Genomic DNA, 16,079 nt, shown 5'->3' with positions numbered 1-16,079 from the left:
GGTAGTGGCGGTTGACGACTGTGACGACGGGCGGGCGCGCCAGGAAGAGCTTGTCCGTCGCATCACCGCGGCACTGTCGACGGTGGGCGACGACGGCGTCCCCGAGCAGCTGCCGGCGCAATTGTGCAGGGCATGTGTGGATGTGCTCCCGGTGACCGGTGGTTCGGTGTCGATCGCCAGCCCCGACCGAGTGGTCCGGGCCACCTGGTACGCGAGTGACGCCATCGCTGCCCAGCTCGCCGAGGCCCAGTACACGCTGGGCGACGGGCCGTGCCACAGTGCGTTGGCGCAGGCCGTCCCTGTGCTCGCCCCGGACCTCTCCAGTGCGTCCGACGCCCGGCGGTGGCCCTTCTTCGCCCTGCAGGCCGTCGAACTGGGCGTTCACGCTGTTTTCTCGCTCCCGCTCGGCGGCCTCCGCCCTGCCGGAACGCTCGACCTGTACCGGGATGCACCCGGCCCGCTGTCCGGCTTCGATCTGGAGGCCGCGCTGCTGGCGAGGGACGCGCTCGGATACGCCCTGTTCTCTCTCGCCTCGGCGCGGAACTGGGAACCTCAGGGGAGAGTAGCGTCGTGGATGGACGCGGCGGAAGCCGACCACGACGAGGTGCACCAGGCGATCGGTATGGTCATGGTCCAGCTCGGCCTGGACCCCCGCCAGGCCCTGGACCGGCTGCGGGCGCGGGCCTTCACTCAGGGACGGGCCGTGACCGAGGTAGCGCGGGATGTCGTCAGGCGGGTTGTGCGATTGTCCGACGCGGACGACGAAGATGCCCCGGAGCAGGGCGACGGCGGGAAGCGTGACGGATTGGATGAGGAACGGTGAGTGACATGAACCGCGAACAGGAGCTCGCCGAGGCATTCGTGTCGCTGTCCGACACCTTCGCCGACGACGTCGACCCCACCGTTCTGCTGGACCGTCTCACCGGGCACTGTGTCGCCCTGGCGGGCGCCGACGCGGCGGGCGTCATGGTCACCACACGGCACGGGACACTGCGCATCATGTCGGTCTCCAATGACGCCACTGCCCTGATCGACCTCGTCGCCCTCCAGAGCGGCGAAGGCCCCTGCCCTGACGCCTTCCGCAGCGGTCAGGCCGTCGAAGCCGCCGACCTTGCCCAGCGCGAGGGGAGCTGGCCGCACTTCGTCGCGGCCGCTCGGGCAGCCGGCTATACCGGCGCGTACGCCGTGCCGCTGCGCGTACATGAGCAGCCCATCGGGGCGGTGAATGTGCTGCTGTCCAGCGGCCGCCCGTTCGCCTCCGGGTCCCTCGCCCTGGTCCAGGCTCTCGCCGATGTGACGGCAGTGAGTCTGGTCAGCTGGTCGCCCGACGAAGGCCGTCGGCACGACATCCTCAGCCAGGTCCAGACGGCGGTCTCGGCGAAGGCCACTCTCGAGATCGCCAAGGGCATGCTCGCTGAAAAGCACCGCCTCACCCCCGCCGCGGCACAGCGTCTCCTGGTGGCCCACGCCCGCCATCGGCGTCAAAGACCGATCGAGATCGCTAAGGCGTTGGTGGACCGCAAGCTCGACCCAGGCGCCCTGGCCGCGGTCGCCCCAAGCACCGAACACTGAGCGTCCCGCCGCGCCCAGGGGCGCGGCAGCGCGCTGGGAGAGGGTTGCGTCGTCGCTGCAGGTGCCCCGTCACGTGGGCGCGTCCGGCGTGAATCCGAGCTGCCCGCCGTGGAGGGAATGGCTGGCCGTGCCGCCTGGGAGCGCGACGCCATCGAGGTCTGCGCCGCCACCCGCCTGAACTGAGACCGCCTGCAGTGCTGGGGGCATCCGGTGACCGTGACGACGACGGAGGCGGCGGTCGCGTGCGAAGTCCCGGGATCTGACCGGATCCCGGGACTGTATTCGTGCACTTCTTCCTTGACCGCCACGCTCAACGAGCGAGCGCGGCCTCAGTCACCCGGTCGCCTCTTTCTTCTTCAACTTGCCCCGGTCAAGGGCCGTTCGGTGCCCGGCGGGCTGAATGGCTCGGGGCCTGCTTCCTTGAGGACGCGTAGCTGGTGTCGGTGATCGGCAGTGGAGGCAGCGCCGGCTGTCAGGCGCCGCCGACGTGGTCCGAGACGGCCACGACCAGGACGCGGGTGCCGGGCGCGGTGGCGCGCCAGCGGTGGCGCACTCCGCCCGCGAGGTAGAGGGTGTCGCCCTGGTCGAGGTGGTAGGTGTGGCCGTCGGCCTCGACTTCGGCCGTGCCGTCGGCCACGTACATCAATTCGTCATTGGGGTGAAGGAATTCGCGGTCGGAGTCGCGTGGACCGGTGAACTCCAGGGCGTGCATCTGATGGTGGCCCCGCACCAGCGGGCGCACCCCGGCCCCGGACGAGAGGCCCGCGTCGTCCCCGGCGCGTACGACATCGACGACACGGTCGGTGGCGTCGGCGGCCGCGAGCAGTGCCACGGCGGTGGTGCCCAGGGCGTCGGCCAGGCGTTGGAGGGAGCGCATGCTGGGGCGGGCCCGCTCATTCTCGATCTGGCTGAGGAAGGGCACGGACAGGTCGCTGCGTTCCGCGACGGCCGCGAGTGTCAGGTCGAGCGCCCGGCGTCGGCGGCGTACCGCGCCGCCGAGGCGGGGCCCCTGGCCCGTGGCGTCTGTCTCGTTCATCGTGTAGGCCCTCCCCAGGGATCACTTTACGCATCGCAGATGACTTCGTATTCCTGTCACACCGCCGACACAGTCCACCTCTACTGTCAAACAGGTTTGGAGCTATCAAAAAAACTTTGAAGGAGGGTGTTGTGACCACAGACGTGCCCGTCGTGGACCAGAACCAGCGCCGCCGACGTGGAACCGGCCTCATCGCGCTCGATCCCCAGGCGGTCTGCCCCGGGTTCACGCTGTACGCGCCGCTGACCGGCGGCGGCGAGGTGTACCTGGTGGATCTGCACGGTGAAGCCGTGCACACCTGGCGGATGCCGTACCGGCCGGGGCGCCACGCCCGCATCCTCGGCAACGGGAACCTCGCCTACAACGGGGTGCTGCCGGGTGAGAAGGCGCTGTTCGCGATGTGGCACAAGTACCGGGGAGGAGTGATGCTCGAAGCGGCCCCCGACGGCACGGTGCTGCGCGAGCACCGCGACCCCTACCAGCATCACGACGCCCATCACCTCGGCGACGGGCGGATCCTGTACACGGCCCTCGAACCGCTGCGCGGCGCCGAGGCCGCCGCGGTTCGGGGCGGGGTCGCTGGTTCGGAGGCGGACGGAACCACGGTGTGGGCGGACACCATCAAGGAGGTCGGGCCGGACGGCACCGAGCTGTGGTCGTGGAGCGCCGCCGAGCACCTGGACCGTGCCGACTATCCGCTCCACCCGGACTACGGGCGCGAGCACTGGCCACTGATCAACAGCGTGACGCCGCTCGCCGACGGCAATGTCCTGGCGAGTCTGCGCAGCGTGTCCGCGGTGGTGGTGATCGGCCGGGACACCGGCGAGGTCCTGTGGCGCACCGAGCCCGGCACGGTCTCCCAGCAGCACCATCCGAGCGAACTGCCCGACGGCAACCTTCTGGTCTTCGACAACGGGGTCTACCGTCCGGGGCACGACGTGCCGTACTCGCGCCTGGTCGAACTCGACCGGGCGAGCGGTGCGGTGGTGTGGGAGTACCACGATCCGGCCCGCGAGTCCTTCTTCGCACCGTTCATGGGCGCCGCCCAACGGCTGCCCAACGGCAACACCCTGGTCACCGACTCACCGGCCGGCCGGCTCTTCGAGGTGACCCGGGAGGGCTATCTGTGCTGGGAGTTCGTCGTGCCGCAGTTCGGCGGCTACGAGGAGTCGGAGGTACGGCGGCTCTTCCCGGCCGAGCCGAACGCCGTCTTCCGCGCCTACCGCTACACGCCCGCCGAGCTGCCCTGGCTGGTGGCACGGCCATGACGTCCGCCAGCAACGAACGCGTGCCGCCCGCCCGGCTTCTGCCCCTGGCCGCGCAGCACGTCCTCGCCATGGTCGCGGCCCCCGTCTCCACTGTCTTCCTGACTTCGGCCGCCCTGCGCCTGTCGCCCGCGTCCACGGCATCCCTCATGAGCACCGTGCTGGTGCTGTGCGGCGGCGGGTCACTGCTCCAGTCGCTCGGGGTGTGGACATTCGGGGCCCGGCTGCCGTTCGTGATGCTCCCCGGCGGGGCGGCGGCCGCGCTGTTCCTCCAGATAGCCCATGACCACGGGCCCGCCGTGGCAAGCGGCTCGGTGCTGCTCGCAGCCGCCCTGCTCCTGGCCGTCGTGCCGCTGTACGCGCGGGTGGTGCGCCTGTTCCCGCCGCTGGTGATGGGGGTGACGGTGCTGCTGATCGGCATCTCCATGATCCGTGTCGCCGCCCAGCTCGTCGCCGGCCCCGGCGCCACGACAGGGGCACGGGCACTCACCCTCGCCGCGCTCACCGTGCTGGCAACGGTTGTCGCCCACTTCGTGCTGCCCGGGGTGTGGCGGCAGGCGGCGGTACTGGTCGGCATGGTGACGGGCGCCTTGATCGCGCTGGCCACCGGGCTCGGCGCCTTCACGCCGGCGCCGGGCTCGGGCTTCGCCCTGCCCGCGTTCCTGCCCTACGGAGCGCCGCACTTCGACGTCCTGGCCGCGCTGCCGATGCTGGTGTTCAGCCTCACCACACTGGCCGAGATCACCGGCCAGACCGTACTGAACAGCGAGATCACGGGCCGAGTTCCCTGCCCTGGCCGCGACGTTCCGCGCGTGGCGCGCGCCGACGCGCTGGTCTCCCTTGCCGGTGGCCTGTTCGGGACGTCATTGATGGTGACCAGTGCGGAGAACATCGGCATCGGCCGGCTCACGGGGGTGCGCAGCCGGTATGTGACGGCGGCGGCGGGAGCCCTGCTGGTCCTCGCGGGGCTCTGCTCCCCGCTCTCGCGTCTGGTGGCGGGGCTGCCCGCCCCGGTGGTCGGCGGTTCGGCGCTCGTCGTGTACGCGGTGATCGCGGTGATGGGCGTGGAGATGCTCGGCCGAGCCGAGCTGAGCGAAGGCTCCGGGGCGATGGTCGCCGCCCTCGCCCTGACGGCGGGCCTCTTGCCCGTTCTCTCTCCGGGCCTCTACACCGGCCTTCCCGCCTGGCTGCGCACAGTCATGGGCAGCGGGGTGGTCGCGGGCACGCTCACTGCCGTGCTGCTGCACGCACCTGCCTCAACAGCCGTACTGCGCGGTCCGGTTCGGCCGGGGGAGCGGAGCCGCAGCAGGGCCGCATGAGCTTGCTGTTCAGGCTCGGTCACCGAGGACGTGGGACAAGGCGGCGGGCGAGGTGACGACGAGGCGCGCAGGCGTGACGGGCTTTCCTCAGGAGTACGGGCAGGCTGCCGACCGACTTCGCGCTCGGTGTCCTCGACCTCCTGGTCGCCGTTGGCTGAACAGCGCGAGGGGACCGTCCATACCGTGGTCGGCATCTGGGCAGCCGCCTGCCGGTTTGCTAGCGTCGGGCCATGGTCGCCCAGGCTGAGAACTTCGCGTCGCGTCGCTATGTCGACCTGCGCCGCCAAGGTACGGCCACCTGTCGCCCGAGCTGAGGCGGCCGGAGCGAGTCCCGATCGCCGACGACGAGACGGCGCAGTGTCGGATCAGCTCCCGAGGAAACCCATGGCAACGGCACCCCCAGCGGCACGGCGGGCCGCGGACAGCGCGCGGCGCAGGACGAGCGCCAGCATCGTCCTGCGGTCCGTCCTTGAGCACGGGCCAGTCGCCCGGAGCACCATCGCCCGGCTGACCGGCCTCTCCCCGGCCTCGGTGACGGAGCACTGTGCCCAGTTGGGCGCGCTCGGCCTGATCCGGGAGGCTGCCGTGCCCCGGCAGTCGAAGGGCGCCGGGCGCCCGCACATCCCCGTCGATCTGGACACCTCCCGGTTCGTGGTCGGCGGGGTGCACGTGGCCGTTCACTACACCACCGTCGCGCTGCTCGACCTGCGCGGGCGGGTGATCGCCGAGCGGCGCCTGCTCCATGACGCAGGAACTGAGCCGGGCCGGGCCCTCGCGAACGCCGCCGACGGACTCGGCGCACTCCTCGCGCAGGCCGACAACCGGACACCGCTGGGCATTGGTGTGGCCGCCGGGGGCTGGGTGGACCGCGATGCCGGGACCCTTGTCGAGCACGGACTCCTCGGCTGGCGTGACGTGGCCGTCCGCGAGGTGATCGGCGCGCACACCGGCCTGCCGGTCCACGTGGACGGCCACGCAAGGGCGTTGGTCGAGGGGGAGCGGCTGTTCGGGCGGGCGCGGGGGAGCCGGAGCGTCCTGCACCTCTTCGTCGGCAATGTGGTCGACGCCGCGTTCGCCACCCACGACCAGGTGCACCACGGCCCCCGCTCGCAGGCGGGGGCGATCGCCCATCTGCCGCTGGAAGGCGGCACGGAGCCGTGCGCCTGCGGACGGACCGGATGCCTCCAAGTCGAGCTGAGTGAAAGGACGCTGTGCCGCCGCGCGCGCGAGCGGGGGGTCATCAGCACGGCGAACCCGATGCACGTCGTGCGGGCCGCGGCCGAGGGGAGTCCGGTCGCGGTAGGGCTCCTCATGGAGCGGGCCAGGATGGTCGGGCGGGCGGCCGGGCTGCTGCTCGACGTGCTCAACCCGGAGACGGTCGTCATCACCGAGGCCGGGGTGCTGTACCGGGACGATTGCCTCCGCGCGGTGCGCGAGGCCGTGGGGGAGGGGCGTTCCGCGCTGGTCGTGCCGAGCAGTTTCCCGGATTGTGTCCTCGCTGTGGCGGGCGGTTCCGTCGCGCTCGACGTGCTCTACCGCGATCCGCTGGGTGTGTCGGCGATATGAGGTATGCGTGCGGGATCGAATTAATTCAGAAACTCCGAATGTTGACAGGGGCTCTGCCGGGCCGCGAACATTCTGGGCATGAGCAGCGCGCAGGAATTCTCCCCGGTGATCCGGACGCGGCAGGCCCGCGACCGGATCGGCGGTGTCGCGCCGGCAGCCACACGGCAGGTTCCGCTGACCAAGTGCCGTTTCATCGATCTGATGCGGATCGGCCGCACCCTCTGTCGCTGATGTGGCGCGTGTGCTCGACGGGTTGACGCATCGATGAAGTGACGCATTGTTGCGGCCATGTTGACGTACGGACGCACTCGACCCCGCGCACCCTTTCATGCTTCTGGCGCGCCTTCACTGTGCGCCCAATTTCTGCGCTCCCTTCCCCTCTTCTTCTGGTACTTCTCCGTGCCCGGATACCGGAAATGGCGCACGAATTCCAGCCTCGTGAGTTTCCCTTGACCTGACGGAGTTCCTCCATGCCACCAGCGTCCCCAGCCGTGCCCGGTGTCGACCGGCGGCTGTTCCTGTCCTCCTTGCTCGGCGTCGCCGCCGCTGCCTCCCTCACCGGTTGCGCGGGTGCCAGCGCCGCCGACTCCAAGGTCAAAGCGTCCCTGTCCGCCCCGCTGGCCACCACCGTCCCCTCCGGGACGAGCCTGAAGATCGCCTCGTACCAGGGCGTCCAGCAGCTCCAGTTCAAGCTGGCGGGCCTGACCGACCTGCCCTTCACCGTGTCGGACTGGGTGAACACCGGCGCCGGTCCCGATGTCATCAACGCCTTCCGCGCCAAGTCCCTGGACCTCGCCAACAACGCGGGCATCCCGCCCATCCAGGCGCACTTCCAGGGGTACGACGCGAAGATCGTGGCGATCGACATCACCCGCAAGCCGAGCTATGTGTTCGCCACGAAGCCCGGCAGTGACATCCGGGACGTCCAGGGTTTCAAGGGGAAGAAGCTGGCCTTCTCGCAGGGACAGGCGCAGGGCGTCGTCCTGCTGCGCGCCCTGAAGCAGGCCGGATTGCAGGATGGCGACGTACACCTCATACCGCTGACGAGCAATCAGTTCCTCACCGCACTCCAGGCGGGCCAGGTCGACATCGCCCCGCTCGCCAACAGCCAGGCTCCTGCCTACCTCAAGCAATACGGGCCCAAGGGCGCCCACACCATCCCGACCGACGTCGTGGACCTCCTCAACCTGCTGTGGGCGCCCACCTCCGTCCTCGCCGACCCCGCCAAGGCCGCGGCCGTCGCCGCGTACATCCCCCGCTGGGCCAAGGGGCAGGTGTGGGCGTACGAGCACCCGGACGCCTGGAACGAGGAGTTCTACGTCAAGACCCAGAACCTCACCCCCACACAGGCCCGGTCGATCACCGCCCTCGCCAACAAGCCTTTGTTCCCGCCCCGTTGGGACGAGGCGGTGAAGTGGGAGCAGGAGACCGCGGACCTGCTCGCCGAGGGCGGCTTCGTGAAACGGTTCAAGGTCGACTCGCTCTTCGACCGGCGCTTCGAGAGTCTTGCCGCCAAGGCTGTCCCGGCCGAGTACCAGAGGTGACGGCCATGACCACCACCGCGACCACACCGCTGGTGTCGTCATCCGCCGAGCACGCCCGTCCTGTACTGCGCACCCGACGCCGCGCCCTCGCTCCCGGCAAGCGGCTGCCCGCCTCCCGGCTCATCGGCCCGGGGCTCGTGCTCGCCCTGTGGGCGACCTCGTCCGGCGCCGGGAAGCTGGACCCCGCCGCGGTCCCGGCGCCGTGGACGGTGCTGCGCACGGCCGGCCAACTGTGGAGCGACGGCACCCTGCCCACCGATGTGCTCACCTCGCTCGAACGTGCCGGCTACGGGTTCGCCCTCGGACTGACCGCCGGTGTGGTCCTCGCGCTCGTGGCCGGGCTCAGCCGGGTCGGCGAGGCACTGATCGACGGAACCGTCCAGCTCAACCGGGCGATCCCCACCCTCGGTCTGATTCCGCTGTTCATCCTCTGGCTCGGCATCGGCGAGACCTTCAAGATCGCGATCATCGCCATCGTCGTGTACATCCCGATCTACCTGAACCTGCACGCCGCGCTGTCCGGCATCGACCACCGCTACGTCGAACTCGCCGAAGTCCAGGGCCTGTCCAGGATCCGCTTCGTCCGGCAGATCGTCATCCCCGGCGCGCTGCCCGGCTTCTTCGTGGGCCTGCGCCTGGGGGTCACCGGCTCGTGGCTCTCCCTGGTCGTCCTGGAACAGATCAACGCCACCAGCGGCCTCGGCTACCTGATGTTCCAGGCCCAGAACTACGGACGCACCGACATCATTCTCGTCGGCCTGCTGATCTACGGCGTCTTCGGCCTCGTCTCCGACAGCGCGGTCCGCCTCGTCGAACGGAGGGTGCTGTCGTGGCGACGCACACTGAGCAACTGACCACGATCGAGGAAGTCCCGGCGGTCCGCCTGGCCGGACTGACCCGCTCCTTCGGCGGCCGTACGGTCCTCGACGGCATCGACCTCGATCTCCCGGCCGGACAGTTCACGGCCCTGCTCGGGCACAGCGGCTCCGGCAAGAGCACACTGCTTCGCGCCATCGCCGGGCTCGACCACCGCGTCGCGGGAAGCGGTCAACTGACCGCCCCGGAACGGGTGTCCGTGGTGTTCCAGGACTCCCGGCTGCTGCCCTGGCGCCGCGTCCTCGACAACGTGCTGCTAGGGACGGACGGCAAGGAGGCCGCCGATCGCGGGCGCGCCGCCCTCGCCGAGGTGGGGCTCGCGGGGCGCGAGAGAGCCTGGCCCAACGAACTGTCCGGCGGCGAGGCCCAGCGCGCCGCACTGGCCCGTTCCCTCGTGCGGAAGCCCGAACTCCTTCTCGCCGACGAGCCGTTCGGGGCCCTGGACGCGCTGACCCGCATCCGCATGCACGTACTCCTGCGCGAGCTGTGGCAGCGCCACCGGCCCTCGATCCTGCTCGTCACACACGACGTGGACGAGGCGATCGTCCTCGCCGACCGGGTCCTCGTGCTCGACCAGGGCCGCATCGCCCTCGACCTGGCCATCGAGCGCCCGCACCCGCGCTCGTACCGCGACCCGCTCCTCGGCCACCACCGAGAACGCCTGCTCACCGCCCTCGGCGTCACAGCACACGAAGGACCCGCCCACCAACAGGAGGACCACCAGTGACCGGGCGCCAACTGCACCTCAACGCCTTCCTCATGAGCACCGGACATCACGAGGCCTCGTGGCGGCTGCCCGAGAGCGACCCGTACGCGAGTGTCGACCTCGACCACTACCGCGAGCTCGCCCGCATCGCCGAACGCGGCACCTTCGACTCGCTGTTCCTCGCCGACGGCCCGGTCCTGTTCAACAACGTCGGCCAGCGGCCCGCCGGCGTGCTCGAGCCCCTTACCCTGCTGACCGCGCTGGCGGTGGCCACCGAGCACATCGGGCTCATCGCCACCGCCTCAACCTCGTACAACTCGCCCTACAACCTGGCCCGCCGCTTCGCCTCCCTCGACCACATCAGCGGCGGCCGGGCGGGCTGGAACATTGTCACCACCGCTGGCGCCGAAGCCGCCCGCAACTTCGGGCTCGACGACGAACCCACCCACGCCACCCGGTACGAGCGTGCCGCCGAGTTCCTGGACGTGGCGCTCAAGCTCTGGGACAGCTGGGAGGACGACCTGGTCGTCGCGGACAAGGCACAAGGGGTCTGGGGCGACGATCGCAAGGTTCACCCGCCGCGCCACAAGGGCAGGTACTTCAGCGTCGAGGGCGCTCTCAACGTGCCCCGCAGCCCGCAGGGCTACCCCCTCCTCGTACAGGCGGGCTCCTCGCAGGACGGCAAGCACTTTGCGGCCCGCTACGCGGAGGCCGTCTTCACGGCGCAGCAGACGCTGGGGGACGCGCAGGCCTTCTACGCCGACCTCAAGGCCCGGGCGCGCGCGGCCGGACGGAACCCCGACCACCTCAAGGTCCTGCCCGGCATCGTGCCGGTCATCGGCTCCACCGAGGCCGAGGCTCGGGCGCACGAGCAGGTCCTGGAGGACCACATCGTCCACGAGCACGGCCTCCACCGGCTCGAACGCCTGCTGAACCTGGAGCCGGGCATCCTCGAACTCGATGCCCGGCTGCCCGCCGAGCTGCCGCCGGAGAGCGACATCGAGGGGGCCAAGAGCCGCTACACCCTCGTTGTGGAACTCGCCCGGCGCGAGCGCCTCACCGTCCGCGAACTCATCGGCCGCCTCGGCGGGGGACGAGGCCACCTGACCTTCACCGGCACGCCCGAGCAGGTGGCTGACGCGATCGAGGACTGGTTCGGCCTGGGCGCCGCCGACGGCTTCAACATCATGCCCGCCGTCCTGCCCTCCGGCCTCGGCCTCTTCGTCGACCACGTCGTGCCGATCCTGCGCGCCCGCGGCCTGTTCCGCACGGAATACGGCCCGCGAGGCACCCTGCGCGACCGCTACGGCCTACCGCGCCCCGTCAACCAGCACACCCCCTCCCCGACCCTCACCCACGTCTGAAAGGTCCCTCCCATGTCCGACATACAGATCCGCAAGGTCACCGCACACATCGGCGCCCAGGTGTCCGGCATCGACATCGCCAGGCCACTCGACACGGAGACCGTCGCCGCGCTGCGCGCCGCCCTCAACGAGCACAAGGCGCTGGTCTTCGACGACGTCGACCTCGACGACGAGGGACAGCAGGCCTTCGCCCGCCACTTCGGCGACCTCACCACCGCCCACCCCACCGTGCCCGCCGTGGACGACGCACCCAACGTGCTCCCCGTGGACAGCGAGCGCGGACGCGCCAACCACTGGCACACCGACGTCACCTTCGTCCTCAACCCGCCGCAGGCCAGCACCCTGCGCAGCATCACCGTCCCGCCGTACGGAGGCGAGACGCTGATCGCCAACTCGGCCTCCGCCTACCGGAGCCTGCCAGAGCCGCTGCGGCAGCTCGCCGACACGCTCTGGGCGGAGCACACCAACGACTACGACTACGCGGTGCCGGACGAGGAGGTCGACGAGGACAAGGCTGAGCAGCGCGCCCAGTTCACATCCATCACCTTCCGGACCGCCCACCCGGTCGTTCGCGTGCACCCCCTGACCGGCGAACGCGGACTGTTCATCGGCGGGTTCGCCCAGCGGATCGTCGGCCTGTCGGTGGCAGAGTCCCGCAAGGTCCTCGACCTGCTCCAGGCCTATGTGACCCGGCCGGAGAACGTCCTGCGCTGGCGCTGGTCGCCGAACCAGCTCGTCCTGTTCGACAACCGGATCACCCAGCACTACGCCATCGACAACTACAACGGCCTGCCGCGCCGTCTGCACCGTGTGACCGTCGCCGGTGATGTGCCGGTCGGCATCGAGGGCAAGGAGAGCTACTCGATAGCGGGCGACGCCTCGCACTACACATCGGTCCACACGCCGGAGGCGTGACACAAGGCCCCCCGGAAGGCGGGGCGCCGCACCCCGGCGCCCCTGCCGATCAGTTTCCGCAGCAGGCCGCGGCGCCCGCGTCACTCGGCGCGGCTGCCTGCGCGGTGCCGGTGTTCGCGGTGCGGGGCTTGGTGGCCTTGACGATGGCGGAGTGCATGCCGTCGGCGACCGCGTGAGTCGGGGTGATCGCGATGTCCGTGAACCCGGCGGCTTCCAGTCCCGCCCGGTACTCGCTGAAGGACAGGGCGCCCGCGATGCAACCGACGTAGTCGCCACGTTCGGCTCGCTGAGCGGGGGTGAGAGTGTCGTCGGCGACGACGTCCGATATCCCGATCCGGCCGCCGGGGGCCAGGACGCGGAACGTCTCGGCGAAGACGGCCGCCTTGTCGGTGGATAGGTTGATCACACAGTTGGAGATCACCACGTCGATGGTGGCCGCGGGCAGCGGGATGGCCTCGATGGTGCCCTTGAGGAACTCGACGTTGGTGGCGCCGGCCTTCTTCTGGTTCGCCACCGCCAGGGCCAGCATCTCTTCGGTCATGTCCAGCCCGAACGCCCGGCCGGTGGGGCCGACCCGGCGGGCGGAGAGCAGGACGTCGATACCACCCCCGGAGCCGAGGTCCAGTACGCGGTCGCCCTCGTTCAGGTCGGCGACCGCGGTGGGGTTTCCGCAGCCGAGGGAGGCGGCGACGGCCTCGGTGGGCAGGTCTTCGCGCTCGGTGCCGGTATACAGGGCCGAGCCGAAGTTGTCGTCGATCTCGATGGCGGCCGGTCCGCAGCAGGCGCTGCCGCCCTCGGTCACCTGGACGGCGGCCGCCGCGTACCGGCGGCGGACGGTCTCGCGCAGGTCGGTGGACCGTTCGGTCATGGCTGACTCCTTGAGGACGGGCCTGGCGAGGCCCTCACCGGGTTGCATTCACATCCTTCTGTCCCACCTTGCGTCGTGAATTGAAAAACGTCAATATAGAAGAATGTCGAAACAAGAGTTGGTGGTGCTCGGCCAGGACACGGCCGGCGACTGCTGCCCGACCGTGCTGAGTGCTCCCCTCGATGAGGAGACGGCCACCGGCCTGGCGAAGGTCTTCAAGGCGCTGGGGGACCCGGTGCGGCTGCGGTTGCTGTCGATGATCGCCTCGCGGGAGGGTGGGGAGATCTGCGTCTGCGACCTCACGCGCGCCTTCGAACTGTCCCAGCCGACCATCTCCCACCACCTGAAGCTGCTGAAGCAGGCCGGGCTGATCGACTCCGAACGACGCGGCACGTGGGTGTACTACCGGCTGCTGCCCGCCACGACCGATCGGCTCGCCGCCGTCCTGACCCGCACCGGCGTACCGGCCGAACCCGCCGGGACCGCCTCGTGAGCGGCAGGGCCGCCGCACCGGTGGCGGCACGGCTGTCGTTCCTGGACCGGTTCCTCGCCGTGTGGATCCTCGCCGCGATGGCCGCCGGTCTGGGCCTGGGCCGCCTTTTGCCCAGCCTGGGCGACGCGCTCGCGAAGGTCACCGTGACCGGGGTCTCGCTGCCGATCGCGCTCGGCCTGCTGGTGATGATGTATCCGGTCCTCGCGAAGGTCCGCTACGACCGCCTGGGCACGGTCACCCGCGACCGGCGCCTGCTCGTCCCCTCCCTGGTGCTCAACTGGGTCGTGGGGCCTGCGCTGATGTTCGTCCTGGCCTGGGTCTTCCTGCCGGACCTGCCCGAGTACCGCACCGGGCTGATCATCGTCGGGCTCGCCCGCTGCATCGCGATGGTCATCATCTGGAACGACCTGGCCTGCGGGGACCGCGAAGCCGCCGCCGTCCTGGTCGCCCTCAACTCCGTCTTCCAGGTCATCGCGTTCGCCGGCCTCGGCTGGTTCTACCTGAACGTGCTGCCCGGCTGGCTCGGCCTGCAGCAGACAGCCCTGGACGTCTCGGTGTGGGAGATCGCCCGCTCCGTCCTGATCTTCCTCGGCATACCCCTGGCCGCCGGGTTCCTCACCCGCCGCCTGGGCGAGAAGGCCAAGGGCCGCACCTGGTACGAGACCAGGCTCATCCCGCGCATCGGCCCGTTCGCCCTGTACGGGCTGCTGTTCACGATCGTGGTGCTGTTCGCGCTGCAGGGCGACGCCATCACCTCCCAGCCCTTCGACGTCGCCCGGATCGCGCTACCGCTGCTGGTGTACTTCGCACTGATGTGGGCCGGGTCTCTGACCGCCGGCCGCGCGGTCGGCCTCGACTACCCGAAGGCGGCGACGCTGGCCTTCACCGCGGCCGGCAACAACTTCGAGCTCGCCATCGCGGTCGCCATCGCCACATTCGGTGCCACCTCCGGGCAGGCACTGGCCGGAGTCGTCGGCCCGCTCATCGAGGTCCCCGTCCTCATCGGCCTCGTCTACGTCGCCCTCGCCGCCCGCCGCTCCTTTCCCCAGCCCGCCCTGAAGGCCCCCGCGGCCGCCGCCCCGGAAGGCTCCGCACATGTCTGACTCCCAGCCGAAGCCGTCGGCGCTGTTCGTCTGCGTCCACAACGCGGGCCGCTCCCAGATGGCCGCCGCCTTCCTCACCCGCCTCTCCCAGGGGCGGGTCGACGTCCGCTCCGCGGGGTCCGCGCCAGCCGACGCGGTGAATCCCGCAGCCGTCGCCGCGATGGCGGAGGTCGGCGTTGACATGTCTGCCGAGACGCCGAAGATCCTCACCCTGGAAGCCGTGCAGGCATCCGACGTCGTGATCACCATGGGCTGCGGCGACACCTGCCCGGTCTTTCCCGGAAAGCGGTACGTCGACTGGCAGTTGGAGGACCCCGCCGGGCGGGGCATCGACGCCGTCCGCCCCATCCGCGACGAGATCGAGCGCCGTGTCCGCGCGCTGCTCACCGAATTGCTGCCCGAGCAGTCCTGACCGCTCACCCCGCCATCCAGGCCAGGTGCGGCACCGCCTCCCGTAGTGCCGCGCATCGCGTTGGGAGGCCGGCTCCGGCCGCCGGGGAACGCAAAGGCCGCCGGGAGCCTGGGCGGCGGAGGGTTCGTCGTGCCCTCCGGCTCCCTGCCCGACCAGTTCCGCTCGGCGCCGCCCCCGCTCGCGAGCGCCTTCGACGCCGCCGAGCACCACACCCAGCCGTGAAGCCGACCCAACGGGGGCGTCCGCTGGACAAGAAGCAGATCCAGCACATGCCGATGCATCCACCCGTCATCCTCGGTAGCCGGTCCAGCGTCGATGACGCCGTGTCACATAGCCTTCTGCTACTGGAGCGTCAGGGCGCGTACTGTGTGACGGCGCTTGAACGCTGTGCCAGCGCTAAGGCAGGCTGACCCGCATGGTCTCGGTGTTGCAGAACGTGGCGATCGACTGCGCGGATGCTTATGAGCTGGCTCGGTTCTGGAGCGAGGTGACTGGCTACCCGCTGCATCCAGAGGACAGTCCGGGCGACCCGGAGGTCGACGTGATGCTCCCGGAGGGCCCGCTGCTGCACTTCAATCAGGTGCCGGAACCGAAGACGATCAAGAATCGGATCCACCTGTGCCTGCGCCCGGAGTCCTCGCGCGAGGAGGAGGTCGAGCGGCTGCTGAGCCTCGGTGCCACCTTCGTTGCCGACCGCCGAGAACCCGATGGCACGGGATGGGCCGTTCTCGCAGACCCTGAGGGCAATGAATTCTGTGTGCTTCGCAGCGAGTCGGATCGCGCCGCGAAGTCTTCCTGAGCGGCGCCGTGAGGTAGGGACGCAAGGCCGGAAGCCTGATTGCTGCTGGTCATGGCCACTCGTCGATGGCCGCGACGAGGAAGGTCGCCTCGGAGCGGGTCGCCGCGGCGCGATGCCACTTCGAGTGGATTGATCCCCAATGTGACTGCGTGCCCGGCTCCGTAGCCCTCGGCGTCGAACCGCGGCCATCGCCCGCTGCGGGGGCCGCGCTCCTTGCGAGGGCCCGCCTGGTCGGCCTTGT

General features: G+C 70.3%; 17 protein-coding genes. 15 read left to right on the top strand and 2 right to left on the bottom strand.

Annotation, left to right across the window (positions count from 1 at the left end):
• Positions 1-4 precede the first annotated feature (4 nt).
• Positions 5-823, top strand: coding sequence for a GAF and ANTAR domain-containing protein (locus DT019_RS21415; RefSeq protein ID WP_114038488.1), 819 nt, complete (start codon positions 5-7; stop codon positions 821-823).
• Positions 824-828: 5 nt separating this feature from the next.
• Positions 829-1,572 (top strand): GAF and ANTAR domain-containing protein, encoded by a 744-nt coding sequence (locus DT019_RS21410; RefSeq protein ID WP_114038487.1) that lies wholly within the window; start codon positions 829-831, stop codon positions 1,570-1,572.
• Between the two features lie 472 nt (positions 1,573-2,044).
• Here DT019_RS21410 and DT019_RS21405 read toward each other — a convergent pair whose 3' ends face one another.
• Positions 2,045-2,608 (bottom strand): helix-turn-helix domain-containing protein, encoded by a 564-nt coding sequence (locus tag DT019_RS21405; RefSeq protein WP_114038486.1) that lies wholly within the window; start codon positions 2,606-2,608, stop codon positions 2,045-2,047.
• 131 nt (positions 2,609-2,739) lie between these two features.
• On the opposite strand from DT019_RS21405, the gene DT019_RS21400 reads away from it, so the two are divergent.
• From DT019_RS21400 to DT019_RS21365, 9 genes are all read left to right on the top strand, one after another.
• Positions 2,740-3,876: an aryl-sulfate sulfotransferase gene (locus DT019_RS21400; RefSeq protein WP_223279690.1), complete on the top strand. Its 1,137-nt coding sequence runs from the start codon at positions 2,740-2,742 to the stop codon at positions 3,874-3,876.
• A complete protein-coding gene (locus DT019_RS21395) occupies positions 3,873-5,192 on the top strand; it encodes a uracil-xanthine permease family protein (protein WP_114038485.1) in 1,320 nt (439 codons plus the stop codon). The genes DT019_RS21400 and DT019_RS21395 overlap by 4 nt, the downstream gene beginning before the upstream one ends.
• Positions 5,193-5,576: 384 nt before the next feature.
• The gene (locus tag DT019_RS21390; RefSeq protein WP_114038484.1) at positions 5,577-6,758 is read left to right on the top strand and encodes an ROK family transcriptional regulator; all 1,182 of its coding nucleotides are present in this window, start codon (positions 5,577-5,579) and stop codon (positions 6,756-6,758) included.
• 78 nt (positions 6,759-6,836) lie between these two features.
• Positions 6,837-6,989 carry a hypothetical protein gene (locus DT019_RS39680; RefSeq protein WP_189389796.1) on the top strand — a complete coding sequence of 51 codons (153 nt, stop codon included), beginning with the start codon at positions 6,837-6,839 and terminating at the stop codon, positions 6,987-6,989.
• A 239-nt stretch (positions 6,990-7,228) separates the two neighbouring features.
• Entirely contained in the window at positions 7,229-8,302 is a 1,074-nt protein-coding gene (locus tag DT019_RS21385; protein ID WP_114038483.1) for an ABC transporter substrate-binding protein, read from the top strand.
• A 5-nt stretch (positions 8,303-8,307) separates the two neighbouring features.
• Positions 8,308-9,156 (top strand): ABC transporter permease, encoded by an 849-nt coding sequence (locus DT019_RS21380; protein ID WP_114038482.1) that lies wholly within the window; start codon positions 8,308-8,310, stop codon positions 9,154-9,156.
• Positions 9,132-9,905, top strand: coding sequence for an ABC transporter ATP-binding protein (locus DT019_RS21375; protein ID WP_114038481.1), 774 nt, complete (start codon positions 9,132-9,134; stop codon positions 9,903-9,905). The genes DT019_RS21380 and DT019_RS21375 overlap by 25 nt, the downstream gene beginning before the upstream one ends.
• On the top strand, positions 9,902-11,248 hold the full coding sequence (locus tag DT019_RS21370; RefSeq protein WP_114038480.1) for an LLM class flavin-dependent oxidoreductase: 1,347 nt from the start codon (positions 9,902-9,904) through the stop codon (positions 11,246-11,248). Before DT019_RS21375 ends, DT019_RS21370 begins: the two co-directional genes overlap by 4 nt.
• Before the next feature lie 12 nt (positions 11,249-11,260).
• The gene (locus DT019_RS21365) at positions 11,261-12,163 is read left to right on the top strand and encodes a TauD/TfdA dioxygenase family protein (protein WP_114038479.1); all 903 of its coding nucleotides are present in this window, start codon (positions 11,261-11,263) and stop codon (positions 12,161-12,163) included.
• Positions 12,164-12,212: 49 nt separating this feature from the next.
• Here the strand turns inward: DT019_RS21365 and arsM are convergent, their stop codons facing one another.
• Complete coding sequence (arsM, locus tag DT019_RS21360) at positions 12,213-13,031, bottom strand: arsenite methyltransferase (protein WP_114038478.1); 819 nt, start codon at positions 13,029-13,031, stop codon at positions 12,213-12,215.
• A 103-nt stretch (positions 13,032-13,134) separates the two neighbouring features.
• On the opposite strand from arsM, the gene DT019_RS21355 reads away from it, so the two are divergent.
• The 4 genes from DT019_RS21355 to DT019_RS21340 all read left to right on the top strand — a co-directional run bounded on the left by DT019_RS21355 (position 13,135) and on the right by DT019_RS21340 (position 15,838).
• Positions 13,135-13,524, top strand: a complete 390-nt coding sequence (locus tag DT019_RS21355; RefSeq protein WP_114038477.1) for an ArsR/SmtB family transcription factor — start codon at positions 13,135-13,137, stop codon at positions 13,522-13,524.
• A complete protein-coding gene (gene arsB, locus DT019_RS21350; protein ID WP_114038476.1) occupies positions 13,521-14,627 on the top strand; it encodes an ACR3 family arsenite efflux transporter in 1,107 nt (368 codons plus the stop codon). Before DT019_RS21355 ends, arsB begins: the two co-directional genes overlap by 4 nt.
• Positions 14,620-15,039 (top strand): arsenate reductase ArsC, encoded by a 420-nt coding sequence (locus DT019_RS21345; protein WP_114038475.1) that lies wholly within the window; start codon positions 14,620-14,622, stop codon positions 15,037-15,039. Before arsB ends, DT019_RS21345 begins: the two co-directional genes overlap by 8 nt.
• A gap of 415 nt (positions 15,040-15,454) precedes the next feature.
• The gene (locus tag DT019_RS21340; RefSeq protein ID WP_114038474.1) at positions 15,455-15,838 is read left to right on the top strand and encodes a VOC family protein; all 384 of its coding nucleotides are present in this window, start codon (positions 15,455-15,457) and stop codon (positions 15,836-15,838) included.
• The last annotated feature ends 241 nt before the right edge of the window (positions 15,839-16,079 follow it).

Source organism: Streptomyces sp. SDr-06, assembly GCF_003324565.1.
Taxonomy (GTDB): Bacteria; Actinomycetota; Actinomycetes; order Streptomycetales; family Streptomycetaceae; genus Streptomyces.
Note: the sequence above shows the minus strand (reverse complement) of the source record. Positions and strands in the feature narration are given on the sequence as shown.

What these genes read in the sequence shown, in the direction of transcription:
- DT019_RS21410 (WP_114038487.1), top strand. Translation starts at nt 829, where the DNA reads ATGAACCGCGAACAGGAGCTCGCCGAGGCATTCGTGTCGCTGTCCGAC.
- DT019_RS21405 (WP_114038486.1), bottom strand. Translation starts at nt 2,608, where the DNA reads ATGAACGAGACAGACGCCACGGGCCAGGGGCCCCGCCTCGGCGGCGCG.
- DT019_RS21395 (WP_114038485.1), top strand. Translation starts at nt 3,873, where the DNA reads ATGACGTCCGCCAGCAACGAACGCGTGCCGCCCGCCCGGCTTCTGCCC.
- DT019_RS21390 (WP_114038484.1), top strand. Translation starts at nt 5,577, where the DNA reads ATGGCAACGGCACCCCCAGCGGCACGGCGGGCCGCGGACAGCGCGCGG.
- DT019_RS39680 (WP_189389796.1), top strand. Translation starts at nt 6,837, where the DNA reads ATGAGCAGCGCGCAGGAATTCTCCCCGGTGATCCGGACGCGGCAGGCC.
- DT019_RS21385 (WP_114038483.1), top strand. Translation starts at nt 7,229, where the DNA reads ATGCCACCAGCGTCCCCAGCCGTGCCCGGTGTCGACCGGCGGCTGTTC.
- DT019_RS21380 (WP_114038482.1), top strand. Translation starts at nt 8,308, where the DNA reads ATGACCACCACCGCGACCACACCGCTGGTGTCGTCATCCGCCGAGCAC.
- DT019_RS21365 (WP_114038479.1), top strand. Translation starts at nt 11,261, where the DNA reads ATGTCCGACATACAGATCCGCAAGGTCACCGCACACATCGGCGCCCAG.
- arsM (WP_114038478.1), bottom strand. Translation starts at nt 13,031, where the DNA reads ATGACCGAACGGTCCACCGACCTGCGCGAGACCGTCCGCCGCCGGTAC.
- DT019_RS21355 (WP_114038477.1), top strand. Translation starts at nt 13,135, where the DNA reads ATGTCGAAACAAGAGTTGGTGGTGCTCGGCCAGGACACGGCCGGCGAC.
- DT019_RS21345 (WP_114038475.1), top strand. Translation starts at nt 14,620, where the DNA reads ATGTCTGACTCCCAGCCGAAGCCGTCGGCGCTGTTCGTCTGCGTCCAC.
- DT019_RS21340 (WP_114038474.1), top strand. Translation starts at nt 15,455, where the DNA reads ATGGTCTCGGTGTTGCAGAACGTGGCGATCGACTGCGCGGATGCTTAT.